A 24,929-nucleotide genomic window follows, 5' to 3' on the forward strand; every position below is an offset into this window, starting at 1 on the left:
GGGGGGGGGGGTGGGCGGCAAGCGGGTCCGTCGGGGCCCGCCCCCTCCACCACCGGCCTGGCGGCCGGCGGTCCCCCTCCCCGCAACGCGGGGAGGAGTTAAGTGAAGCTACCCGATTTCGAGGCTTGGGCGATCTTCGCGACGGTGGCCGAACACCGCTCGTTCAGCGGCGCGGCCGATGCATTGGGCGTATCCAAGGCGACCATATCCAAGGCGATTACGCGGCTCGAGCAGTCGCTCGGCACGTCATTGTTCCACCGCACATCACGCCGGCTGACGCTGACGCAGAGCGGCGAAAGTCTCAGCGAGCATGCCCAGCGTATCCTGGCCGAGGGTCAAGCCGCCGAGGAAAGCGCGCACGACGCCGCAGCGGCGCCGGTCGGGCTGATCCGCATCGCCGCGCCGCTGACGTTCGGGATCCGCCATGTCGCCCCGGTCGTCGCCGATTTCATGGTCGAGCATCCCGGCGTTCATATCGACCTGAGGCTGTCCGACGCCAAAGTCGATATCGTCGCGGAGGGGTTCGACATCGCGCTGCGCATCGCCGATCTGCCCGATAGTTCGCTCCGCGCCCGGCGGCTCGCGCCGGTCGAAACGCGCATCGTCGCCTCCCCGCTCTATCTCGACCGGCGCGGACGACCCAAGCATCCGCTCGAGCTCGGCGAGCACGACATCTTCGCTTATGCCAACGTTCCCAGCACGACCTGGACCTTTCGCGGACCGGCGGGCGAGGAAGTTGCGGTGCGGCCGAACGGGCGCTTCACCAGCGACAATGGCGACGCCAATCTGCCGCTGCTCCACGCCGGGCTGGGGATCGCGCGCCTGCCCGATTTCATCGTCGACGAGGAAATTGCGGCGGGACGGCTCGAAGCAATTCTGACCGACTGGAAAGGTCCGTCGATCGCGCTTCATCTCGTCACGCCGCCAAGTGCGTTACGGCCTGCTCGCGTAGAACTCCTGATTGAATTCCTTGCCGCCCGTTTTAAGGAATTATGCGCGTCGCAAACGCGACATTAACCGGCCTGCGAATCACTTAGACACCCCGCGACTCGCGGAGTCAGGCCGGTTAGCGAAGAATTAACCTTTGTCCTTCAGATGTGCTTAGGTTAATGGAATATGTCGAGTGTGGGCGGCCAACGGGGGCAGCTTGCCGCGAGTGACAGGGGGTTTCGCTGATGCGCGTGTTGCTGATCGAGGACGAGCCGACGACGGCCAAGGCCATCGAGCTCATGCTGACGACCGAGGGCTTCAACGTTTATACGACCGACCTTGGTGAGGAAGGTTTGGATCTCGGCAAGCTGTATGATTACGATATCATCCTGCTCGACCTGAACCTGCCCGACATGCACGGCTATGACGTGCTGAAGAAGCTGCGCACCGCGCGGGTCCAGACGCCGGTGCTCATCCTGTCGGGTATCAGCGAGATGGACTCGAAGGTCCGCTCGTTCGGCTTCGGCGCCGACGATTACGTCACCAAGCCATTCCACCGCGAAGAGCTGACCGCGCGCATCCATGCCGTTGTTCGTCGCTCGAAGGGCCATTCGCAGTCGGTCATCAAGACCGGCAAGCTGGCGGTGAACCTGGATGCCAAGACCGTCGAGGTCGATGGCGCCCGTGTCCACCTGACCGGCAAGGAATATGCGATGCTCGAGCTGTTGTCGCTCCGCAAGGGCACGACGCTGACCAAGGAAATGTTCCTCAACCACCTTTATGGCGGCATGGACGAGCCCGAGCTCAAGATCATCGACGTCTTCATCTGCAAGCTGCGCAAGAAGCTCAGCCTGGCAACCGATGGCGAGAATTACATCGAGACCGTATGGGGCCGCGGCTATGTGCTGCGCGAGGCCGACGAGGTCGAGGCAGCGCAGGTCGCCTGACGCCACGACCGAACAGTTAAAAGGGGGACGAGGGCCGCGGCGTCGGGGGATGCCGCGGCCCTCTTCTTGTTTGGCGATCTCTGCCCTGTCCCGTCTTGCGCGCGACGGCATCGCGTGGACGGCCCCGCATCAGAACCGCTTGCGCACCGTCACCTGGATCGCCCGCCCCAGGGGATTGAGCGCGTACCGGTCGTAGCCCTTGGCTATGCTACCGTCGGGCGCCGCCACCCGCTGCCAGGAATCGAGCAGGTTCTGGAGGTCGATCGAGATCCGGAGGTTCGACGCCCAGGTCTTCGCGGCATGGCCGCCTGACGCCAGATTGGCGGGCTCGACGAAGAGGCTGAGGCTGAACTGCGACAGCGCTGAATAGCGGAGCACGCCCTGGCCGCCGGCGACGCCGGCATTGTCCACCCGCGTGGCATTCTGCCATTGCCCGTTGAGCATCGCGCCCAGGCCGCGCCGGCCCGCCATCAATTGCATCGACACAATGTGGCGCGGCTGGCCGCCATCGCCACCGAGGCGATCGAGCGGCGGCAGCGCGGGATCGGTCGTGAGCAGGCTTTGCAACTGCCAGCTGTGGTTGACCGTGAACGTGATCTGCCAAGGCGCGGACGACGGCTTCCTGGCCGGAGCGGGCCCCGTCGCCGGCGACCACAGCCAGGTGAAGCCGGTCGTGAGTTGCGCGCCTAAGTCGCGCGCGATGTTGATCGGTCGCGCGTCCACCGCGATCAGCTGTCCAGACGCGTCGCGCGTGATGCGGCCGGGAAAGGCCGCTTCGACCGCCGGCGTGAGTTGCGGGAACGCGGCAGTGCCGCCCTTGGCGACCTGTCGCTGGTAGCCGAGGTCGAGCGTGAGCGATCGGCCCAATGGCCGCCACGTCGCCTTGAGCGTCAGGCTGGTCCTGGTGCCTTTGCGCAGGTCGGGATTGCCGCCGATGATCCAGATCGGCTGGGCAATTGCCTGCCGGACGGGGTCGTAGATCTGCACCACCGTTTCGATACGCGGTCCGTTCAGCTGAGCGACGTCGGGCACGACCTGGGCAAACGAATAGCCGCCATAGAATTGGACGGCAGGGGCCGGCGACCAGGTCAGGCTGGCATCGAACTGTCGCTGCGCCTGGCTTCCCGACATCATGGTCGCGCCGATCGCGACATTGGCCGAAAGGTCGCCCAGGCCGGCCAGCGGCCCCTGTCCCCGCCGCGTCAGCGGGGCGGCAAGCGAGGCGCGAACATCGACCTGAGTACGCTTGAGGTCGGTCGACGCGGCCGGCGCGGATGGATCGCCGTCGCTATCGCTGGATAGCGTCATCCGATTGATCCCGACCGACAGATTGGCGGTCACCGCTCCCGCCGGCAGTTTGACCAATGTCCGATCGAGGATCAGCTTGGCATCGGCCGCCGCGAAGCGCGAGCGGCTGCGGTCGACCTCGACCACATTTCCAGGCAAGAGCGCATAGGGATTGAACGACGGGTCGAGCGCGTCGAGACGGTCCTGAATGGCCTGGAGGTCGAGTCCACGATCGAAGCTGCTGTCGGCCCAGCTGCGCGTGTAATTGGCCAGGAGGTTGGCATTCCAGCCGCCGATCGATCCGGAGAGACTGGCCGAGAGACCGAGCGTCTTCGTATCCTGTCGCGTTTCGAGCGGACCGATTGCGGTAAGGTCGGGCACAAGCAGCACGTCGCTGCCGAACGGCGACCACGGGCTTCCCGCAGGCAGCGTGAGCGCAGCGCTTGGATAACCGAGCCGCTGGATGCTGCTGCTGGTGCTAAAATTCGCATTCAGCGAGCCGGTGAACGATCCGAGCGGACTGGTTACCCCAAGATTCGCGCTCATTGAGCGGCCGCCCGGGAGCAAGGCGTAGGCCGTGTCGGGATCGCTGAACCGGATATCGCGCGCCGCGGCCGCCGCGAAATCGGCGAGCGTCGGCGATTGCGCCAGGGCGCCCGACGGGAAGTCGACGATCGTAACCTGCCGCCCCGCGATCAGGCTCAGCGCCGGGTCGATCTCCTGCCCGCTTATGCCGGTGACATGCCCGCCGAGGTCGACGGGATCGGACCGGGACGGGAGCGCCCGCGCGCTTCTGAACAGCATGCTGTCGCGCGACAACTGGACCTGCGCATTCCAGTACGTGGCGCCGTCGATCACCACGCGACTGGCCGATACGCGTTCGCTGTCACGGCCACCTGCGGTCGCGAGCGTGGCTCCCACCTCCCCTTCCCAGCTCGCGAACGTGTTCTTGAGCACCAGATTCACCACGCGCTGATCGGCGGCATAGCCAAGGCGCGCCGCCGCGGCGGGCGGCAGGATGGCGAGGCGCGCGAGTGCCTCCGGCGGGAATCCGGCGATGCCCGACGCGCCGCCGATCCGCTTGCCGTTGACCAACAGGACCGGCGGCTTGCCCGTACCGTCGATCAACGGGCCGACGGCGTGCAGCAGATCGGCGATCGTGTTCGCGCCGTAGCGCGCAATGTCTTCCTCGGAGAGCTCGGTTTCGGGGTCGTCGGCGGCATCGCGCCGGGCGGTCACGACGATGTCGCGGTCATAGACCTGGGCGTCGGGCGGCGCGGATCGGGCGGGCAAGGTCTGGGCATGCGCGGCGCCCATGGTCGCGATCACGAGGACCGAAGCGCAGAATATGCCTCGCGCCGGGCGACTTGCCACGCCGCGGCGTTGCGGTGCGGGCGCCTTCGGGGAGGATGAGCCCGGCGCGCGCAAGGCGCGCAACCGCTGGCCTGGTACTCGGATCATGCTCGCCGTCATCCGCTGCCCGTCAGCCCGGCGCCTGTCGGTGGGATGCTCGGTAGGAGCCAATTCGAGAACCAAAAGCGAAATCGGTCCCGGCGCGGGGCACCGGGACCAGTGGGAGCGAGCGCCTAATACGGCTTGCTCATCGATCGATCATTGCGTCTCCGGTCAGACGATCGTGACGCCCGACACCGTCAGATGCGCGGTGATCGTGCAGCCGCCGGGGTTCACGGTCGCCGTCGGGATGTCGAAGTGCGACGGGCTGCCGTTGGTCCAGCTCCCCGCCACGTCCTGCGGGCCGCAGGTGATCGGCGCGGTGACCTTGAGCTGCTGGACGGTCACCGACGTGGTCGAGTTGGCGACGATCTTGAATGGCGTCGCCAGCTTGACCGTCGCGCAGGCACCAAGCAGCCCGCCGGTAAAGGATGCGGTATTGATGGTCGCGGTCCCGTCGGCATTGATCACGCCAGTGAACGTCGCGGAGCAGGCCAGCGTCGGGAAACCCGACGCGGACATGCTGGTGGACCCCGTCACTGTAATGGTGCCGCCGGGTCCCGTGAAGGACGAGGCGAATGCCGGACCCGCCATCGCCATGCATGCGACCGCGGCGAAAAGTGCTCCAATTTTCCTCATGATCATCCTCTCGCGTTCGAGTTTTTTTTGGTACGCGTTCCGGGAGTTACGTTCCCGACAGATAGACGCAGCGAAATCGCGGCGGGGGGGATGACAGCGGCGGAAATCGGGTTCGATTTGACTGATAATTCCGCCTTCGCACGGCAGGGCAACCACGGCATGTCGCCGCTCAAAAAAAAGCCGCGCGTCGGTGGGTCGACGCGCGGCCAGAAGACCGACCGGAGGGGGGCCGATCAGAAGCGCTTGGCGATGCTGAACCCGATGATCCGCGGATCGAGCGTGAACACGTTGGTGGTCAGACCCGAATCGTCGCTGTTGATGAAGGCGTCGGTGATCGGCGTCGCGTTGAACAGGTTCTTCACATAGAGCTGGAACGTCAGGTTCCATTTGCGCTGGTCGAGCGTCAGCGAGACGTTGGTGTTGTCCCACGCCTTCAGCCGGTCGATCGGCGTGTTGTAGATCCGCGCCCAGCTCGCGCTCTGGCGATAGAAGTCGGCGCGCGGCGTCAGCGCCCAATCGCCCATCTCGATCGTGTATTGCGCGCCCAGATTGACCGTCCAATGCGGCGCGTTGGGCAGTTCGTTGCCGCTGACGTTCGCGGCGATGCCCTGGCCGTGATTGGGCGCGGTGTCGAGGTCGTAGACGCCATACATGCTGCCAAGGAACGAGCCCGGACCGAACCCACCCGTCAGCGCGTTGCCGCCGCACAAAGCCACCAGATAGAATGGCAAGGCCGACGGATCGTTCAGGACGTTTTGCACGATTTTGGTCGGCGCGATGCAGTTGGACGTAAGCTGTACCCATGGCCGGACAAGAGTCCAGTTGGGATCGCCCTGGGTGCGGTCCATCACGTCGATCGATTGCGAACCATTCGCCAGCCGCGTGCCGAGATAGCCGACATTGGCGTTGATCAGCAGATGGCGAACCGGGCGCCATGTCGCCTCGAGTTCGGCGCCCCAGGTGGTCGCGTTGAAATTCTCGTTGAGCGCGGTGCGATCGACGATCTTGGAAATCTGGTAGCCTTTATAATCGTAGAAGAAAGCCGAAGCGTTCAGCGTCAGGCGCCCACCGTCCAGGCTGTTTTTCATCCCGACTTCGAAGGCGTTGATATATTCGGGCTTGTAGGTCGTCGGCTGCGGATAGAATTGCAGATATTGCGGGTTCGCGTCGATCCCCGGCGGGTTGGTTCCGCCTGCTTTGTAGCCGCGCGAATAGGACGCGTAGAACAAGGTCGAATCGGTGAAGCTGAGGCGCGGCGTCCAGTCGAGCGCCAGGCGGCCAGTGAACCGCTGCCACGACTGGTGGATGTCGGGTTGCGCCGGATAGCCCTGCCCGACATAGCCCGATCCGAGGAAGCCGGGCGCGAGCAGCAATTGGCTCGGGATCGGCGTGGTCGTCTTGCGGTCGTCGGTATAGCGCAACCCGGCGGTTAGCTTGAATCCGTGAGCGACCTGCCAATAGGCCTCGCCAAAGGCCGCGTAGGAATCGACTTTGTAGACGTTGTCGCTGCGGAAATAATTGTGTCCCTGGCCATTGATCTTATCGAGCGGATTGGGATCGACATACATGCAGCCGGTATCGGAATTGAGCGGGCACGGCTGCGCCGGGCCGCCAAAGCCGGTCAGCTGGTTATAGAAACCCTCTGCGATCGCCGAGAGCAGGTTGTCGAAGACGTAATAATCCTCGCTGATGTTGAAGTGCAGGTAGTTGGCACCGAGGCTGAAGTTGAACGGCCCGGAATTGGACGACTGTATCCGAAGCTCCTGCGAAATTTGCTCGCTGCGGGACTTCACCATATCGACGCTGATGATCGTGTTCGACGGTCCGAGTTGAGGATCGACGAAGATCCCCCCCGGCGTCAAGCCCGGGCCAATCGAATTGCCGAACACATCGAGCAAGCCGACATTGGAGTCGTTGAAGATCGGGTTGGAATTGAAGCGATTATAGTCCTGCGTGGAGAAATAATAATCCTTTGTATACAAGGACTGCGAGGATATCTTCAGGTTCTTGGCAACATCCCAGTCCAGGTTGAGCTGGAAAACATCGTTCTTCGCTTGGAATTTCGGATCGAACTTGGTGGCGATCTGCCGCAGGTTGGTCGACTGCATGATCCCCGCATAGGGGTCCGCGTTCGGGTTGATGATGCTGATCAGCGTGCCGAAATTCGAATCAGGCACATAGCCTAGCGACACCACGCCGGCCGCGGCTGTGATGAACGGGATGGAGCGGCCGTTGGGCACGCCGAACGCGCCGGCGCCGTAGAGCGAACCCATCGCGCAGCCCTGGCTCAACAGGGGCTGGAAGGCGTCGGGCACCGCGGTGCCGCCGAGCGTGCTGGGTCCGGGATCGTTGTGGCACAATTGCTTGCCGGTGCGCGAACGGTTGTCCTTCTCGTTGAAATGCTCCCAAACCAGATCGGCGGTGAAGTTGCTCGCCGGCTTCCAGCGCGCCGAGACGCGGGTCGACCATAGATCGCGGCCGTTCACCGCCTGATCGGTCACCGTATTGTAGTCGAAGCCCGAGCGCTTGGTGTAGGCGCCCGCGACGCGCACCGCGAACGTGTCGCCGAGCGGCACGTTGAGCATCCCGCTGACGCGCCTGGTGTCGTAATTGCCGACCTCGGCCTTCAATTGCCCTTCGAACTTGTCGGCCGGCTTGTTGGTGATCATGTTGACCACGCCGCCGGTCGCGTTGCGGCCGTAGAGCGTTCCCTGCGGTCCGCGCAGCACCTCGATCCGCTCGACGTCGAAATATTCCTGTTCGAACAGCCGATTGCGCAACAGCGGCGTGTTGTTGAACGAAATCGCGACCGCCGGGTCGGTAGTCACCGAGATCGCCTTGGTCCCCACGCCGCGGATCGAGAAATTATAGCCGCTGAAATTGTTCTTGGAGAAATTGACGTTGGGCACCGCGCGGAGCAGTTCAGCGCCGCCTTCGATCTTGTATTCGTCGAGCGTCTTGCTGGTGAAAGCTGACAGCGCGATCGGCACTTTCTGGATCGGTTCGGCCCTTTTCTGCGCGGTAACGATGATGTCCGGGAGAGGCGGATCCTGGTTATTGATGGGGGCGGCGGCCGATACGGCCGCCTGACCGTTTCCCGCCGTACTCGCGCTTTTGAGCGCAATGATGACGAACACCTTGCCATCGCGGCGATAGGTCAGACCGGTTCCCTTGAGGATCGCGTCCAGCGCCGCTTCGGGGGAAGAATATCGGCTGATCCCCTGGGTGCTCTTGCCGCGCGTCAGCGCCGCATCGGCCATGATGGTGACGCCGCTTTGCAGCCCGAAATCGCGCAGCGCGAGGTCGAGCGATTGCGCCGGTATACGATAGGTCGCCTGCGCAGCGGCCGGGCCGGTATATGCCAATGTGGCAACCCCAGCGAACGCGATACCACGCAACAAATGCCGACGAAACCGCGACGCCCGTAAGGCCATGATGCCCCTCTCCCTATCTTAGTGCTCTGACTTTTCGTCAGATTCCCACTCTCATTTGCCTTGACGTAAACGGGAGGGCGGAGGGGGGATGGTCGGAAAAAAATCGCAGCGGCGGGGATGGGGACCCGCCCCGACGGCCCCGGCCCGGGGCTTGACGGTGCCGCTGGTTCGGGCGAGCCTCGATCGCCGGAACAGGGATGAACTGCGGAACATTCGACAAATATGTCAGATAGATATCTGAAAGTCATATGCCCTTCTGAGCCGTCTGACAGGCCGGCTGTCGGCATTTTCCGCTACGGCCTCCGACTATTTGCGCGGCGCCACTCCCCCCGTTTCGACGAGCACCGCGTCTATCGGGTGAAACGCGCCGCGGTGGCGTGCTGCACGGGCCGGACATGGTGGCGAGCCGACGGGAAATGGACAATCGGGCAACGCCGGTGAGCGAAGCGGACCCCCGTGCGCATGACCTGGAAAGCTGGATGGCCGATTACGGCCCGGGACTGCGGCGGTTCTTCGCGCGCCGCGTCAACGAATCCGATGTCGACGACCTGGTCCAGGACGTGTTCGTCCGGATGCAGACCAGCCAGTCGACCAGCCCGATCGAGAATGCCGAGCGTTACCTGTTCCGCGTCGCGCAGAATGTCCTGATCAGCCGCTATCGTGCCGACGGTAGCCGCGAGCGGCATCTGCACATGCCGATCCACGAGGAGATCGATCCGGGCGACGAGCTTTCGCCCGAACGCATCGCGATCGGGCGCGACGAATATGCGCGTATCGTCCAGGCGATCACCGACCTGCCGCCGCGCGTGCGTGCAGCCTTCGTCTTCCACCGGTTCGAGAACATGACGTACCAGGCGATCGCCGCCAGGATGGGGATCACCAAGAATTCGGTGAAGGAACTGATCCACCGGGCATTGGTGCGCCTGTCGGAAACAATGGAGGACCTGTCGTGAGCGGCGAGGCGCCCCGCACCGACCGCGCAATATGCGAGGAAGCCGCGCGATGGTTCAGCCTGAAGCGGTCCGGCGATATGTCGGCGGCCGAAACCGCTGCCTTCGCGGCCTGGCTGCAATCGGATCCGCAGGCGCAATACCATTTCGACCGGCTGCGGCGGCAATGGGATGCGCTGGGCGCGGTCGCGAGCGATCCGGCAATCCTGGCAGTGCGCGAACGCGACCTGCGGACATTCAACCGCCCCGGGCGCCTGAAGGCATTGACGGGAATCGCGGCGGCGGCCGTGCTGATGGTGACGTCGGTCGCAACCGTGCTGCAGACCGGCTTGCTCGACCAATATTGGGGCTCGTCGCGGGGCGAGACCTTCCAGACCGGCACCGGCCAGCGCACCACCGCGACCCTGACCGACGGATCGGTGGTGACGCTGGACGCCGAGAGCGAATTGCGCGTGGTGGAAATGGCTGCGCATCGCCGGCTGCAATTGGTCCGCGGGCATGCCTTTTTCCAGGTCGCCAAGGACTCGATCCACCCCTTCCTGGTCGAGGCCGCGGGTAAGACCGTACGCGCGCTCGGGACCAAGTTCGACGTACGCGTCGACGACAACAAGGCGGTCACCGTAACCCTGGTCGAAGGAAAGGTGCGCGTCGAACAGTCGCGGGGATGGTTGCGGCCCGAACGGCGCGCCGACATGACGCCGGGTGGCAAGCTCGTCGCGCGCGCCGATCAGAACTGGAAGCTGACCCAGGTCGACGCAGCGAGCGAGACGAGTTGGCTGTCGGGGCGACTGACCTTCGTCGGCGAGCCGCTGGCGACCGCGATCGCGGAGGTCAATCGCTATTCGCGCCAGAAGATCGTGTTCGCCGACGGCGCGGTTCCCGACACCGAGATCGTCGGCGTTTTCGCGGCCGGCGATGTCGATGGTTTCGTCACCGCGATGGACCTCAACGGGATCGCCCATGTGGTCGACCGATCGGATACCGAGATCCGCGTCGCCCGTCGCTGAAAACGCGAGGTACGGACGACCGCCATCGCCGGACGCGCTCCTCCGGCCGGCCGCGTGGCAAAGATAAAGGGGGATAAGGGTCGTGGCATCAATGGATGTCGCGGCCCTTGTCTTATCGATTGTCGTATCTGTTCAGTATTCGATCGGGCCAGTGCGCAGACAACAATATCGTCGCAGACGGCGATTATTCGTTTCGACGCCCATGTCACGTTCGTTGCCGGCGGCATCGAAGCCCCGCTTTCGAGCGATTTCGGGGGCTCACCCTTTCAAATTCGGGCCAAACGCGCTATATCATACTTGCTAGAGTCGCATATCGACGGTTTTCGGCGCTGCGGCACCAATCCTTCTTTCCCTGCCCCTTAAGCGGTAGGTCTTCATCCAGAAGACGGAAATCGAAGGAAATATTCATGGCCATCACTGGCACCGTCAAGTTTTTCAACGCCACCAAGGGGTTTGGCTTCATCTCCCCCGATGCCGGCGGTGAAGACTCCTTCGTGCACATCAGCGCGGTCGAGCGCGCCGGCATGGCGACGCTGGAGCAGAACCAGCGCGTGTCGTACGAGCTGGAAGCGTCGAAGAACGGCAAGATGGCGGTCTGCAACCTGCAGAACGCCGACTGACGCCAAGTTGATACGGCGGCGCGATCCCGCGCCGCCGCTTTCCCCAAGCCGGAGAAACCGCCTTGGCGCAAAATACTTTTCGAGAAAATGCGGCTGTCGCGCAAGCGGAGGCCGATGCGGCGACGTTGGACAATGTCCGCGATCGCTGCCTGCGCGCCGCCGCAGCATGGGCGGCCATGGCCGAACGCCAGGAACGGGTAGAACGCGCCCGCGCCCAGAACCGACCGGTCGACGCGCTGGTCGATTGACGCCGACGTGGAGCCGCGATCGAGGCGGCCTCCGCCCGCCCGCGGCTCCCATCGTACACCGGCCGACGCTACCGGAGGCGCAGACGATCGAACGCGAGTTCAAATCAGCCGCCGAATTGAAGGGCGAACTGGACTGGGCGGTATCCGTGCTGCTCAGCGCGGACGCCACCGGTCGCATCGCGTTCGATGAGCCGGTGCTCGCCGAGGCCGCGACCGCGCAATGCTGCAATTGGGATGTCAGTGTCTGCTGTTCGCCCAACGATGATGCCGTCGTCCGGACGGCGATCATGCACGTGGCCGACCGCTGGGATCTGGCCTGACTCTATTGTTCGCGGGTTCTTCCGCCCGGACGGCGTTCGCCCGACGGCACCCGCACGCGAAGCCGTTCGTTGAAGCCGCGCAACAGGCGCCGGCGCTCGCTCGCCGCGCGAAGCAATATCACCAGCATCGTCACCAGGATCGGGACGGCGATCACAATGAAGACAATAGCGAGTGCCTGGTGAGAGACGATGATGTTTCTCCAGCCTGCAGCGGGAGCACGATCGGTCTCTCAGTCAACGGCGCTTAGGGAAAACTGTCGCTGATATCGTCCCATATCACGGCCAGCCGGACCCGGCCAGCAGCGATCCGGCCTTAACCATCATCGGCGTCATCCCGTCTTGCGCACATAGATCTTGGCGCCGCCGATCCATGTTTCCTCGACCTTGGTCTGACGCAGGTCGCTCGGGCTCGCCAGCATCGGATCGCGATCGACGATGATGAAATCGGCCAGCTGGCCAGGTGCGAGGCGGCCGAATTTCTCCTCGGCGAACCCGGCGTAGGAGCCCCCTTGGGTAAAGGCCCACCACGCCTGTTCGCGCGTCACCTTTTCCTCGGGCCGCCAGCCGCCGAACGGCTCGCCATTGGCGTCCTGGCGCGTGAACGCCGCCGCCCAGCCCGCCCAGGGATCGGGGCTTTCGACCGGATAATCCGACCCGAACGCCAGCGGGACGCCGTTGCGCAGCATCGTCGCCCAGGCATAGGCGCCGACTAGGCGGTCGGGACCCAGTCGCGCCTCGGCCATCGTCCGGTCGGACGTGGCATGGGTCGGCTGCATCGAGGCGATCACCTTCAGGCTGGCGAAGCGCGGCAGATCGGCTGGGTCGACGATCTGAGCATGTTCGATGCGCCAGCGGCGATCGCCCTTGTACGTGTTGGACATTGCCTCGATCGCGTCAAGCACCTGGCGATTGGCGCGGTCGCCGATCGCGTGGACCGCGACCTGGAACCCGTCCATCGACGCCCGGCTCATATAATTCTGCAGCACGTCGTCGGTCATGAACCCCGCGCCCGACTGGCCCGGCGCGTCGCTATAGGGCTTGAGCAGCCAGGCACCGCGCGAGCCGAGCGCGCCATCGGCGAACAGCTTGACCCCGGCCATGCGCAGGCGGTCGTTATACAGCCACGGCGTCGGGCCGTTGCCGCCGATCCTGACCGCGGTGTCGACGCCGAGCCCGTAGCTCATGATCCGCACGCGCAGCGCGCCGCGGTCGCCGGAGCGGCGCATCGCCAGCCAATCGTCCATCGACGTGCCCATGTCTGACGTCGCGGTGATGCCGAAAGCGAGCAGGATCTCCTGCGCTTTCGCCAGCGCGAGGTCGCGTTCCTTGGGTAACGGCTGCGGTACGACCTTTTCGATCAATTGCTGGGCAGCATCGACGAACACGCCGGCGGGCTGCGTGCCAATCTTTTCGATGCGGCCGCCCGGCGGCGTCGCGGTCTTGGCCGTGACGCCCGCTTCCCTGATCGCCGCGCTATTGGCCCAACTGGCGTGGCCGTCGGCGCGCCCGAGCCAGACCGGGCGATCGCCGACCGCCGCGTCGAGATCGGCCGCTGTCGGGAACCGGCCCAGCCCCCATTTCTCCTGGTTCCAGCCGCCGCCCAGAATCCATTTCTTCTCGGGATTGGCCGCTGCATAAGCGGCGATCTTCGCCTTGGCCTCGTCGAGCGATTTGGTGTCGGACAGATCGAGTTCGAGCGCGCGAAAGCCGAGATCGATGACATGGCCGTGCGCGTCGATGAACCCGGGGAGCAAGGTTCGCCCCTTCTGGTTCGACAGCCAGTCGAGCTTGTCGGGCCGCTTGTCGCCCGACTGCATCAGCTTCTTCACCTTGCCGTCTGCGTCGATCAGCACGCCGCTGAAATGGATCACCCGGCCATTGGCGTCCATCGTGATGCCGTTGACATTGTCGATCAGCCCGTCGGCCAATGCGGGCGTGGCGATCATCGACAGCGCGACGGCCGCCCCCACCAGCTTACGGATCATTCGCGGCCAACTCCCGTTTCTTGCGCTCAAAACCTACGCTGGGGCGGGCATAAGCCGTGTTCCCCCAACACGCCAGATGGTCTAGGCGACGCCAATGACTCCCGCCGAAACGATCGCCGCCACCATTCCGGTCACCATCGAAGACGTCCGCGCCGCGCACGAGCGCATTCGCGATTCGATCGTCCGCACGCCCACCTTCATCAGCAAGACGCTGAGCGAGCTGACCGGGGCGACCGTCTATCTGAAGTTCGAGAATCTCCAGTTCACCGCGGCGTACAAGGAACGCGGCGCGCTCAACACCTTGCTTCAGCTCGACGAGGCGGCACGCGCCAAGGGCGTGATCGCAGCGTCCGCCGGCAACCATGCCCAGGGCCTCGCCTATCACGCGCACCGCCTGGGCATTCCGGCGACGATCGTGATGCCGACCAACACGCCGATCGTGAAGGTGACGCAGACCGAGGGGCATGGCGCCAAGGTCGTGCTCCACGGCGACACGTTCGACGCAGCCTATGCCCATGCCCGCCAGCTCGAGCAGGAATGCGGCTTCACCTTCGTCCATCCGTTCGACGACGCGCGCGTCATCGCCGGCCAGGGCACGGTCGCGGTCGAGATGTTGGAGGATGTGCCGGCGATCGACACCTTCCTGACCCCGATCGGCGGCGGCGGCCTGATCAGCGGCATGGCGGTGGTCGCCGCGGCGGCGGATCACCCGATCGAAGTGGTTGGGGTCGAGGCCGAACTCTATCCGTCGATGTACAACCGCATCAACGGCACTCAATATCCGTGCGCGGGCGATACCCTGGCCGAGGGCATCGCGGTCAAGGAGCCGGGCGGGATCACCTCGGCGATGGTCCGCGAACTGGTCGACGAGATCGTATTGGTCGGCGAACGCAGCCTTGAACAGGCGGTCAGCCTGTTGCTGCAGATCGAGAAATCGGTGGTCGAGGGCGCAGGCGCGGCGGGGCTCGCGGCGCTGCTCGAACATCCGGAGCGGTTTAAGGGCAAGACCGTCGGCGTGGTGTTGTGCGGCGGCAATATCGACACCCGTCTGCTCGCCAACGTGCTGCTCCGCGATCTCGCGCGGTCGGGGCGGTTGGCGCGACTACGGATCCGCCTGCAGGATCAGCCGGGGGCGTTGTTCAACGTCGTCCGCATCTTCAGCGACCAGCGCGTCAACATCATCGAAGTCTATCACCAGCGCGTGTTCACCACCCTGCCCGCCAAGGGCCTGATCACCGACATCGAGTGCGAAGCCCGCGACCGCGCGCATCTCGACCGGTTGGTCGCGGCGCTCAAGGCAGCGGATTACGAGGTGACGCCGGTCGAGCTGGCCTGAGAGCGACCCCTCAATCGCCAGCGCCGGATGATCGCACGACAGGCTCTCTTTTTATCCCTTATTCGGGATGAACGAGCGGCGGCCGCCGCAGATCATGATGTCCCGATAACCAAAGTCAGGTCGCCAGGCCGCCGCGCATCATGTTGGCGGCGGTACGGAATACGGCGTCGGCCACCACACCCGGTTCCTCGTAAAGCATCTCGTCCGCGCCAAAGCCGAGTTCGACGGTGAGGCGAATATACAGCCACAAATCCTCGCGGCTCATGTGCGGAAGGTGCGGCGCATACGCCTCGACCAGCTTGCCGGTGACATAACGATGCGACTCGATGCGGACATGGGCAAGCCGGGGCGAACCGTGGAGCGCACGCAGGATCCAGACCGCTCCCGGCTCGGCGCGCGTGATCGCCGCATTCTCCCGCAACAACTCCTCGATATTGTCCTGCAGATCGTCGAGACCCTTGCCGGCATGGCGCGCGATCCACGCCTCGAGCACGGCGTTCTGGCGTTCCATCAATCGCAGGCCCAGTGCCTCCAGCACCGAATATTTGTCCTTGAAGTAGCGATAAAGCGCAGGAGGCGTGAGGCCAGCGCGTGCGCAGATCATGTTGGTCGAGATGCGTTCGATTCCGACCTCGGCCAGCAATTCCCCCGCCACGTCGAGCAGCAGCTCATAGGTTTGCTGCGCGCGCTCCTGTTTGGGGAGCGCGCGTGGAATATCGGTGGGGATCGCGGTCACGTCAGGCCTTGATTGGTGGTGGCGCGGTTGCCCCCGCGCCTGGGAGTATCGCGCCGCCTATAACCGCGCGGATCGCACCGAACCAGAGCACCGGCATCAGCATCGCGGCGGACCGACGGGCCAGCTCATCGCGCCGCCTGTCCGGTTCCGTCGTCCTCGGTGCACGCGCCTTTCAGAGTCAGAATATAGTCGTAGATCAGCTTGACGCCTTCATGATGCTCGATGTCGCGGCCGAGCTCGGGCATCATCACGCCGGGATCGGTACTGGCGAGGCGATAAGGCAGGATCGAGCGCTCGGGATGGCCGGGAACGACATCGAACGGCCGGTCTCCGGTGCCACGCCCGGCCGCGACCGGCGGTTTGCACATGCCGAGCAGGCGCGGGTCGATCGTCTCCGCGTCGAGCCATAGGCCCGAGGTGCGCGCCGCGCCGGTCGGGTTGTGGCAATGGCTGCAATTGATGTCGAGATAGGCACGCGCGCGATCGACAAGGTCGATCTTGAGGTCCTGCCAGTTGGCGTTGCGCGGCACGCCGCTGGCGGGCAGGCCGGAGAGATAGCCCTTCGCGACCAGCCGCTTCAGCTGGTTGATCTCACCACCTTCGCCGGGGAAGTCGCGGTTGAGGTTGCGCGCTTTCAGCCCGATCGGCTCGATCGCGCGTGTGCGAAAGTCCTGAACATGGCAGCCCGCGCACTGATTCTGGTTCGGCACGGAATAGTCGAACGCTACCTTCTTCCCGCCCTCATCGAGCGTCAGCGCGATATCGGCACCAGTCCGTGCCAGCGTCGCGTCACGGCCGTCGGTATCCCAGATATACGGCAACGCGACCCAGCCGGACGCGCGCCGGACCAGCAATCGGGTCTCGATCAGGCGGACATGGCGGAGATCGAGGCCAGAGACGCCAGCCTGATACGTCGCCGGTGTCATCTTGACGACAGTATCGCTCGTCTGGGGATCGGTCGCGCTCGCCGGCGCGGTGTAATAGAAGGTCTTGGTGACGATCGTCCCGACCGGAAAATCGAAGGCGGTATTCGGGCGATACGCCGCATGAACGCCCTTGGGCATCCAGATCGTCCGCCATTTCTGGGCATAATCGCTGAACAGCGGCGTCTGCAGGTCGTACGTCACCATCCCCTCGTGCGGGGCGATGCGCCCATCGGCCACGGTGAACAGGCCCCAGGCCGACAGCTTTTCCGGATTGTCGTCGGCATGGAAAGTCACGGCCCGCGGCCCATGGCCGCAGGCCGCGAGCAGCAGCGCCGCGCAGAGGGAAACGACCAGGCGAACGATCATGACTTGGTGCCGCTGTCCTTCGTCATCGCGTCAGGCAGCACGATCGCGGGCAGACGCGACGGCGGCGCGCAATTGCGCCCGGTATCGATCCGCGCGCCGGCGAATTTGGACGGACCATCGGCGTTGAGCGTCTTAGCGGCGCCATTCTGGACGCAGATGCCCGGGTCCTTGATCTTCGGGTTGGTGAACCCGTCCCACAATATATCGGGCAACCGACCGCCATTCACCGCCTTGAGCGGGACGAGAGTCGGGTTGCCGGGGTCCTCGCCCCCGCCCGAAAAGCGGTTGCCGGTGACATAGATATTCTCCGGATAGGGGTCGTAAGCCGCGGCGATGCCTTTTTTGGTATCGAAGCCGGTCGAATAATAGCTCGAGATGAGGACGTTGGCGGTCTTGTTGTCCTTGATGTCGTTATCGAAAATCTCGACCTGGTCGTTGGAATTGACGATCACCCCGGATCCCGCCGGCACCGAGCTGACCGCGCTGCCCTTCGCACCGAAATTGGCGTGATTGTTGGCGAAGACCTGGTTCTTGAAGACGCGGGTCTTGCTGCCCGGCACCGGCAAATTGGGCATGTTGAACACCAAAATGCCGCCGGCATTGCCGGTCGCAATGTTGCCGTAGACGTCGGCATTGTTCGAATTCTCGATCTCGATTCCGGCGACATTGCCCTCGGCGCGATTGTCGCGGACGATGATATTGTTCGATTGCCCGACATAGATGCCGGCGTCGGACGCTCCCTTCACCACGCTGCCTTCGATCAGCACGTTGGTGACTTGCACCGGATAGAGGCCATAGGCGCCGTTCGACGTCTTGCTGCCGCCGGTCCATTCGGCGCGAACGCGGCGGATCACGGAGTTCTTGACGCCGTTGACCTTGAGCGCGTCGCCCTTGGTGTCCTCGAACGCCAGATCCTCGATCGTGAAATCGTTGCCGGTGACCAGCATGCCCTCGGCACCCGAACTCTGTCTGGCGAAGGACAGGATGGTCTTGCCCATGCCCGCGCCCCGGATCGTGACCCCGTCCGCCGTCAGGCTGAGACTGCGGGTCAGCGCATATTTGCCCGCCGGGACATCGATCACGCTGCCCGGTTTGGCGTCGAGCAGCTTCTGTTGCAGGTTCTTCTCGAAATCGGGATCGACGGTGAAGCCCTGTTGGTCGACTTTCGGTCCGCAGCCGCTCATCAGCGCAAGCAGCGCGGCGCAGCCGGCCAGCGCAATTCCTTTGGTCATCCTTCTCTCCCGTTCGATCAGAATTTGAGTCCGAGCTCGATGCCGTAAAAACCGGGCTGGTCACGCCGGACATAGGGCGTGTGGAAAGTATCCGCGGTTATCGTATTCAATGTGCGCAGATATTTTTCGTTGAGCAGGTTCTCGGCGAACAAAGCGATCGAATAACGCTCACCAGGAGAGCGCCAGCCGATCTTGGCGTTGATGATGTTGCGCGGCGCCCACAGCCGGTCGATCTTTGACAAGTCCACGCCCGCCCCACCGGCCGCGACGGGCGTGGCGATGAAGGCATTGATCGCGCGCGCCGCATCGTTGAGCCGTTGACGCGAAGTATAGCTGTAGCTGGCGTCGCCGAAGATCGTGCCATTGCCGGTATCGTGCTTGTAGTGCAGCCCGATTATGCCGCGAAACACCGGCTCGCCGGTCGGCTGGCCGGAAATGTCGATGCCCTGCTCGACCCGTTTCACCCATTTGGACTCGATCAGTCCGGCGGTGCCGGTGATCGAGAAATCGCGCGAAACCACGAATTGCGTGTCGAGATCGAGGCCGTACGCCTCGGAGTCGCCCGACAGCGTGATATATTGCGGAACCGCGCCGCCGGTATTCTCCAGACTGAGCGCCTGGCGGTTGCTGTATTTGAAATAATAGCCCGAAAGGTTGAACCGCACGTGGCGGTCGAACAGTTCGGACTTGATGCCGCCCTCGAAATTCCAGACCTTTTCCGGCTCGAAGAAGGAATTGACCTGGACCGAGTTGAACCCGCCGGCCTTGTAGCCGCGCGAGGCCGAGGCATAGAGGTGGACATCGGGGGTTGCGTCATATTGCACGACGAAGCGCGGTGAGACGTCGTTGAAGGATGCGCGCCGCGTGAACTGCACGCCTTCCAGCGCGCCTTCGTCGAAAATCAGGCCGTTCGGGCCGATCGTCGCGCCGAAGAAATCGGACACGCTGAACAAGTCGCCATCGGGAAAGGCCGGCACGCCGAGGATCGCATTGTAGAGTGCGCCAGGCGCCTTGATCGCATCGAGCCCAGGTGCGGAGAACGGGCCATTGAACCAGCTGAATTTCTTCAGGTCGTGCGTATAGCGAATGCCGGCGGTCAGGCTCAATCGCGGCGTCACCTTGAAGGTCGCATCGCCGAACACCGCATAGCTGTCGTTCGCGGCGCGGTTGCTCATCGTCTCCTGGAAAGTGTTGCCGAATACCGGTAGGCCGACGCTGTCGAGGATCGAGAAGATCGGGAATTGCCCAGCCGTCGCATCGCTGATCAGCCGGTTCACCGAATCGGTCAGCGCCGTCACGATACTCTGCTGGCGGCCGCGTTCGTGATAATAGCTTGCCCCGGCGATCGCGCTGATCCGATCACTTTCATAGCCCAGCCGTATTTCCTGATAGAGGCTGGAATTCCGCTCGGCATTCTCGGTGTCGAGATAGCGGGTGGGATCGTTGGTCCCGTCCTCATCCTCGCGATTGTGCGTCTCGAAATGCTTGAACGAGCTGATGCTGGTCAGGGTGAACGCGCCCATATGCTGGGTCGCGGTCAACGAGACCCCGTTCAATATGCGGGTTTCCTTGTTGCCGATCACGTCGTTGGCGAACGGGCCAAACGGATCCTTGCTCAGGGCAAAGGCGCTGATGCCGACCGCAGCCGGCCCATCCTTGTTGGTGTCGTCATGATCGTAAGCGAGGACGAAATCGGTATTGGCGCTCGGCGCCCAGCGCAGCGCGACCCGCCCTGAAGTGCTGTTTTCGCGCTCGCGATCGTCATGGGTGACCGCGTCCTTCAGATAGCCATTGCGACGGTTGATCACGCCGTCGACGCGCAAATACAGAGTATCGGTGATCGGCACATTGCCCATCACGTCGAGCTTGGTCTTGGCAAAATTGCCGAACTGCGCCGTGGCGGTCATTTCCGGATCGGGCGACGGCTTGTTGGTGATGATCGAGATCGCGCCGGCGGACGTATTGCGGCCGAACAGCGTGCCCTGTGGCCCCTTCAGGACCTCGACCCGATTGATGTCGTTGAAGAAGATCAGCGACGATCCCGAGCGGCCGGAATAGATACCGTCGATGAAAATGCCGACCGACGGGTCGGTGCCGATCCCGAAATCGTCGGTCGAGACCCCGCGAATGGTGAAGCTGGGCTGAGTCACCGACGTATCGTTGATCGTCAGACCCGGCGTGAAATTGTCGAGGTCGCCGATCGATTCGGCGCTGAGCGCCTTGATATTGGCGGCACTGAAAGCGGCGACGCTGATCGGCACTGTTTGCAGCGACTGTTCGCGGCGCTGGGCAGTGATGATGATGTCGCCCAACTGGCCCGAATTGTCGGCCGCTGCGGCCGGGGGTGTCTGTGTCTGAGCGGGGTCCGGCTGCGGTACCGAGGCAGTCTGCGCGCCCGCCGCCATCGACCACAACATCGCTGTTCCCGCCAGCAGACCTCTTTCGATCACGCTCTTCATGGCTTCCTCCCGTTATTTTTGCGGGATTTGAGGTCATTATAAAATGCTAGTCAAGGCTATATTATCAGGCTTCGCGGTCTGTATTTGGTGAAAGCCACTGTCGCGGGCGACCGAGCTATCAATCCGCGCTGCGATCATTGAGCAGTTTAGCGAGCGCAAACCGGGCGACGATTTTCAGGCGTTAGGAATATCTCTGACCACTGGGATTGGGCGCTCGGCGGCCTCAAATGAGAGCCGCCCATCCCGTCCTGCGCGCGTCGACACCCATCGTGCGCTGAGAGTGCAACGGGCCTCGAATGCCTTCATTGACTCTTAAATCTACATATGTTGTATTAAACTCATGACTGCCGGTCGCCATCGTCCAACTTTTCGAATTTTACCTTGCAGCGCGGGACCTGAACCCGGTCGTTAGTCGCCCGCCGGTGAGCAACCGCGCCTTGTGCTGGGGACGGTGACGCGCGCCCGTTGAGCGACGTCACTGGCCTTGTCCGATCGATGAATGAGGGAAAAGATAATGCACAAGAAGCACAGGCTCATATTGCTCGGTTCGGTCGTGGTTTCGGCGCTTGCCAGTCCCGCGGCCGCGCGGCCGGACCGCTGCGCGCCCCCGACCGAGGCTGCGGGTGGGCCGAGCAACGCGCATACCCGCAACGTAGAGGCGAACTTACGCCCGCCCGTCATCAAACCGGATGACAAGCCGTTCAGCCTGGCCAAGGAGATGCGCCGGTACGACGTGCCGGGAATCAGCGTCGCGGTGATTCATGATGGCAAGCTCGCTTGGGCGCGCGGCTGGGGTTTTCGCGATACCGCGAGCTGCGCGCCGGTTACGCCGGAGACCGCCTTCCAGGCCGCGTCGATCAGCAAGGTCGCGACGGCGATGCTGGCGCTGCGGCTGGTCGAGCAGGGCAAGATCGGGCTGGATCGGGACATCAACGACGCGCTTCGTTCGTGGCAATTGCCAAAGGATCCGAAACTGGCGCCAAATGGCGTCACCCTCCGCGAACTGCTGAGTCACACGGCTGGACTCGGCGTTCATGGTTTCGCCGGCTATTTGCCGGGCGCGCCGCTGCCGTCGCCGGTCCAGATCTTGGACGGCGCACCGCCAAGCAACAGCGCGCCGGTGCGCAGCGTGCTTCCGGCCAGCGGACAGTATCAATATTCGGGCGGCGGCTATGTGCTGACGCAGCTAGCCCTCTCCGACGTGAGCGGGATTCCTTTCGCCGAACTGGCTGAGCGCGAGCTGCTGGGCCCGCTTGGCATGACGCGCAGCGCCTATGCGCAGCCGCCTTCCGCGACGATCCGCGCTGACATGGCATTCGGTCACGCCAATGGCGTGCCGATCCCCGGCAACTACCACGTCTATCCCGAACTGGGCCCCGCAGGATTGTGGACCAGCGCGAGTGACCTCGCGCGATTGCAGATGGACATTCAAGCCTCGGCCGCGGGCAAAAAGGGCCACCGCCTTTCGCCAGCCATGACGCGCGAGATGCTGGCGCCGGTCAAAGACAATTGGGGACTCGGCACCGCGCTATACACGACCGGCGCCGCGCGATTTGGCCATGACGGCGTGAACGAAGGCTTCCAATCCTTCATGATCGCCTATGTCGGCAAGGGCGAAGGCATCGTCGCGCTGACCAACGGAGGCCAGGGCCGGCGGCTGATGGACGAAGTCGTTCGCGCCGTCGCGACCGATTACGGTTGGACGGACATTGCGGCGCCGGCGACCGAGGAGAAAATGCTGTCGCTCGCAGAACTCTCCAAAGCTGCCGGGTATTTCGAAGGCGCCGGGCTCTCGGTCGTTCTCGAAGCGAGGCCGGATGGACTGTTCGCATATACCGGCGGCCCCACCCCCGAACGTCTGATCGCACTGTCCAGCACGCGTTTCCTGTCCACCGCCATGGGCGTCACCGCCGAGTTCGCTCCCGATTATTCGAGCTTCACCTTCATCGAAGGCGGCCCACCGATGAAGTTGGTCCGCTCAAAGGCAGCGCCACCTGTGACGAAACCGGATGGATCGTAAACGGAAATAGGTGACTCAGCGGAGCCCATCTCCACTCAGGCGCGGCGGACCTTCTTCGCTAAGTCCTGCAGCCCCAGCCGCTCCACGCTCGCCTTGGCCAACGCCATCGTGCCGTCGAATCCTGCCAACGCGGCGACGGCGAGGCGATTGGCCAGGGTCGGGCGCAGCAGCAGCAGGTCGCAGCAATCGACGCCGCCGGTGGCGAACTGGCGCTTGTGCTGGCCGTCGCCCTCGGTGAAGTCGAAGCGGCGGCAGGCGGGGTCGGCGAACAGGTCGCGCAACGCTTCGACCTGGAGCACGGCGCCGACCGAGAGATCGCCGAACCGCGGATCGTGGCCGACAAATTCGTAGATGACGGTGCCGTCATGGACCGGGCAATAAAGATACGCCGCGGGCTCGCCGCCGACGTACAATAGCCAGGCGCGGACATTGCCCTCGGCCGCCATGACATACATGCGCTGGAGGAAATCGGGCGCGTCGGGCAAACCTGCGCCCATCAGCTTTTCCTGATAGGTGGCGAGCGCGAGGCGGCGCGCGACCTCATGGAACTTGCGCAATTCGGCAGGGGTGGCGAAGCGGCGCACGTCGAGCGTACCGCCCGAGGCGGCGGCGACTTTCTTCGCCTTGCGCTTGATGCCCGAACGCGTGTTCGACGACAGGCGATCGAGATAGGCCTGGAATCCGATCGTCAGATCGGCGTAGCGGCGCGTGTAGCGCTGACGGGTGAAGGCGATCGCCGGGCTGGCTGCGTAGGCGAGCGCATGGCGGTGATGCTCGGCGAGCGAGGTCACGAGATAGCCGTCGGCGACCGGATCGAGCGGTGGCAGATCGGGCAGGTCCCCATCGAGCGCGTCGTCGAGGCTGAGCGGCACGCGGACGAGATCGCGACGGATCGCGCCGAGCGTGCGCGCGCCGATCTGGAATTTGAGCGGCAGCGGGCGTGCAGTGCTCACGCCGCGCGTTCCTCGACCAGGTTCGACCAGAGTTGCTCGGCCTGGCGCCAGCGCGTGCGCAGCATGTTGGGCGCGAGCGGAGTCGCCTGCCCCGCAGCGGCGAAATCGGGCAGGTCGCGGAACCAGGTGGTCGGCAACGTGGACCGGGCATCGGCGAGCATCGCGCACAATCCTTCGAACCGCCCGACATGGACGCCGTTGGCGCGCGTGCCGGCGCGATTGGCGAGTTCGAAGCCGTGGCTGACGACGGTCACCGCCTCATGCTCTTCGGCCACGGCATGATCGAGCGCAGCGCGCATCTCTCCTTGCGACAGCGCGCAGATCTGGAAATGACGCAGATTGCCGGGGACGTCCTCGATCACCGTCACCGGGACTTCGGTCACGCCCTCATGCGCGACGGGCGCGATCTGGCGCCGCGGCAGGCCGATCTGGCTGGGCCAGGGCGCGTCGGCGCCGTTATGGCTGCTGTCATAACGGAAGCCGAGTTCGGCGAGCGCAACCAGCGTGGCGTCGTTGGCGGCATAGCTGCCCGCGCGGAACGCGACGGGCTCCGACGCGCCGCAGGCCTTGAGCAGGTCGCGCGCGCCGACGATCAGCGCGCGTTGTTCGTCGAGATTATAGTCGATCAGCTCGAACCGGCCTGAGCTCTTGCCCGCATCGTCCGCCTTCGCCCCCGCCCAATTGGGGTGCATGTGGAGCTGGACCTCCTGCCCCGCCGCCAGGATCGTTTCGACCACCGGCCGGATCGCGTCGAGCCCGAACACCATGGTCGGCATCGGATCGACGAAGAAGGTGCCCTTGAGGCCGTGACGACCGAGCATGTCGAGCTGATAGCGGATGCCGACCCCGGCGGGCTCGAGCGAGCGCTCGATCTGGGTCGCAAGGTCGCAGCCGGCGGCGTGATGGCGCCACATCAGCTCGGTGTCGATGGTGAGAAAGACGGCTGTCACGCCGCCGGGGGATAGCGACAGACGGTGAAGATTTTGCCAATTCGCAAGGTAGGGTCTGTTTCTAGCCCCTCCCCTTCAGGGGAGGGGTCGGGGGTGGGGGATGCCTCGCAGAGGGTGTCGCCTGCCGCACGG

At 64.2% G+C, this 24,929-nt stretch carries 20 protein-coding genes; 9 read left to right on the top strand and 11 right to left on the bottom strand.

What is annotated here, in order from left to right:
- The first annotated feature begins 102 nt into the window (after positions 1-102).
- Entirely contained in the window at positions 103-1,017 is a 915-nt protein-coding gene (locus SMA01S_RS21670; RefSeq protein WP_066827240.1) for a LysR family transcriptional regulator, read from the top strand.
- Positions 1,018-1,175: 158 nt separating this feature from the next.
- Complete coding sequence (gene ctrA, locus SMA01S_RS21675) at positions 1,176-1,877, top strand: response regulator transcription factor CtrA (RefSeq protein WP_066827241.1); 702 nt, start codon at positions 1,176-1,178, stop codon at positions 1,875-1,877.
- Positions 1,878-2,006: 129 nt separating this feature from the next.
- On the opposite strand, the gene SMA01S_RS21680 is transcribed toward ctrA, so the two are convergent.
- From SMA01S_RS21680 to SMA01S_RS21695, 3 genes are all read right to left on the bottom strand, one after another.
- Positions 2,007-4,625, bottom strand: coding sequence for a porin family protein (locus tag SMA01S_RS21680; protein WP_157094086.1), 2,619 nt, complete (start codon positions 4,623-4,625; stop codon positions 2,007-2,009).
- Between the two features lie 165 nt (positions 4,626-4,790).
- The gene (locus tag SMA01S_RS24715; protein ID WP_157094087.1) at positions 4,791-5,255 is read right to left on the bottom strand and encodes a PraA/PraB family alkane oxidation protein activator; all 465 of its coding nucleotides are present in this window, start codon (positions 5,253-5,255) and stop codon (positions 4,791-4,793) included.
- 233 nt (positions 5,256-5,488) lie between these two features.
- On the bottom strand, positions 5,489-8,620 hold the full coding sequence (locus SMA01S_RS21695; RefSeq protein WP_245649380.1) for a TonB-dependent receptor: 3,132 nt from the start codon (positions 8,618-8,620) through the stop codon (positions 5,489-5,491).
- 506 nt (positions 8,621-9,126) lie between these two features.
- On the opposite strand from SMA01S_RS21695, the gene SMA01S_RS21700 reads away from it, so the two are divergent.
- The 5 genes from SMA01S_RS21700 (at position 9,127) to SMA01S_RS24720 (ending at position 11,834) form a co-directional block, all read left to right on the top strand.
- Positions 9,127-9,642, top strand: coding sequence for an RNA polymerase sigma factor (locus SMA01S_RS21700; RefSeq protein WP_169804289.1), 516 nt, complete (start codon positions 9,127-9,129; stop codon positions 9,640-9,642).
- The gene (locus SMA01S_RS21705) at positions 9,639-10,646 is read left to right on the top strand and encodes a FecR family protein (protein ID WP_066827248.1); all 1,008 of its coding nucleotides are present in this window, start codon (positions 9,639-9,641) and stop codon (positions 10,644-10,646) included. Before SMA01S_RS21700 ends, SMA01S_RS21705 begins: the two co-directional genes overlap by 4 nt.
- Positions 10,647-11,053: 407 nt before the next feature.
- Complete coding sequence (locus tag SMA01S_RS21710; RefSeq protein WP_066827250.1) at positions 11,054-11,266, top strand: cold-shock protein; 213 nt, start codon at positions 11,054-11,056, stop codon at positions 11,264-11,266.
- Between the two features lie 62 nt (positions 11,267-11,328).
- The gene (locus tag SMA01S_RS21715; protein ID WP_066827252.1) at positions 11,329-11,514 is read left to right on the top strand and encodes a hypothetical protein; all 186 of its coding nucleotides are present in this window, start codon (positions 11,329-11,331) and stop codon (positions 11,512-11,514) included.
- Positions 11,515-11,630: 116 nt separating this feature from the next.
- Entirely contained in the window at positions 11,631-11,834 is a 204-nt protein-coding gene (locus tag SMA01S_RS24720) for a hypothetical protein (protein WP_157094088.1), read from the top strand.
- 2 nt (positions 11,835-11,836) lie between these two features.
- Here the strand turns inward: SMA01S_RS24720 and SMA01S_RS24725 are convergent, their stop codons facing one another.
- Both SMA01S_RS24725 and SMA01S_RS21725 read right to left on the bottom strand, forming a co-directional pair.
- Positions 11,837-11,989 (bottom strand): hypothetical protein, encoded by a 153-nt coding sequence (locus SMA01S_RS24725; RefSeq protein ID WP_157094089.1) that lies wholly within the window; start codon positions 11,987-11,989, stop codon positions 11,837-11,839.
- Positions 11,990-12,163: 174 nt separating this feature from the next.
- Positions 12,164-13,819, bottom strand: coding sequence for an amidohydrolase (locus tag SMA01S_RS21725; protein WP_066827256.1), 1,656 nt, complete (start codon positions 13,817-13,819; stop codon positions 12,164-12,166).
- A 94-nt stretch (positions 13,820-13,913) separates the two neighbouring features.
- On the opposite strand from SMA01S_RS21725, the gene SMA01S_RS21730 reads away from it, so the two are divergent.
- Positions 13,914-15,155 (top strand): threonine ammonia-lyase, encoded by a 1,242-nt coding sequence (locus SMA01S_RS21730; RefSeq protein WP_066827258.1) that lies wholly within the window; start codon positions 13,914-13,916, stop codon positions 15,153-15,155.
- Positions 15,156-15,270: 115 nt separating this feature from the next.
- Here the strand turns inward: SMA01S_RS21730 and SMA01S_RS21735 are convergent, their stop codons facing one another.
- The 4 genes from SMA01S_RS21735 to SMA01S_RS21750 all read right to left on the bottom strand — a co-directional run bounded on the left by SMA01S_RS21735 (position 15,271) and on the right by SMA01S_RS21750 (position 20,874).
- Complete coding sequence (locus SMA01S_RS21735) at positions 15,271-15,891, bottom strand: TetR/AcrR family transcriptional regulator (protein WP_066827260.1); 621 nt, start codon at positions 15,889-15,891, stop codon at positions 15,271-15,273.
- A 125-nt stretch (positions 15,892-16,016) separates the two neighbouring features.
- Positions 16,017-17,183, bottom strand: a complete 1,167-nt coding sequence (locus SMA01S_RS21740; RefSeq protein ID WP_066827262.1) for an SO2930 family diheme c-type cytochrome — start codon at positions 17,181-17,183, stop codon at positions 16,017-16,019.
- Positions 17,180-18,415, bottom strand: a complete 1,236-nt coding sequence (locus SMA01S_RS21745; RefSeq protein ID WP_066827264.1) for a parallel beta-helix domain-containing protein — start codon at positions 18,413-18,415, stop codon at positions 17,180-17,182. Before SMA01S_RS21745 ends, SMA01S_RS21740 begins: the two co-directional genes overlap by 4 nt.
- Positions 18,416-18,432: 17 nt before the next feature.
- Positions 18,433-20,874 (bottom strand): TonB-dependent receptor, encoded by a 2,442-nt coding sequence (locus SMA01S_RS21750; RefSeq protein ID WP_066827266.1) that lies wholly within the window; start codon positions 20,872-20,874, stop codon positions 18,433-18,435.
- Between the two features lie 514 nt (positions 20,875-21,388).
- Between SMA01S_RS21750 and SMA01S_RS21755 the strand changes: the two genes are divergently transcribed.
- Positions 21,389-22,894 (top strand): serine hydrolase domain-containing protein, encoded by a 1,506-nt coding sequence (locus SMA01S_RS21755; protein WP_066827268.1) that lies wholly within the window; start codon positions 21,389-21,391, stop codon positions 22,892-22,894.
- 35 nt (positions 22,895-22,929) lie between these two features.
- Here the strand turns inward: SMA01S_RS21755 and SMA01S_RS21760 are convergent, their stop codons facing one another.
- Both SMA01S_RS21760 and SMA01S_RS21765 read right to left on the bottom strand, forming a co-directional pair.
- Complete coding sequence (locus tag SMA01S_RS21760; RefSeq protein WP_084250505.1) at positions 22,930-23,847, bottom strand: GNAT family N-acetyltransferase; 918 nt, start codon at positions 23,845-23,847, stop codon at positions 22,930-22,932.
- Complete coding sequence (locus SMA01S_RS21765; protein ID WP_245649382.1) at positions 23,844-24,797, bottom strand: polysaccharide deacetylase family protein; 954 nt, start codon at positions 24,795-24,797, stop codon at positions 23,844-23,846. The genes SMA01S_RS21760 and SMA01S_RS21765 overlap by 4 nt, the downstream gene beginning before the upstream one ends.
- Between the last annotated feature and the right edge of the window lie 132 nt (positions 24,798-24,929).

This window comes from Sphingomonas mali NBRC 15500 (genome assembly GCF_001598415.1).
Lineage (GTDB): Bacteria > Pseudomonadota > Alphaproteobacteria > Sphingomonadales > Sphingomonadaceae > Sphingomonas > Sphingomonas mali.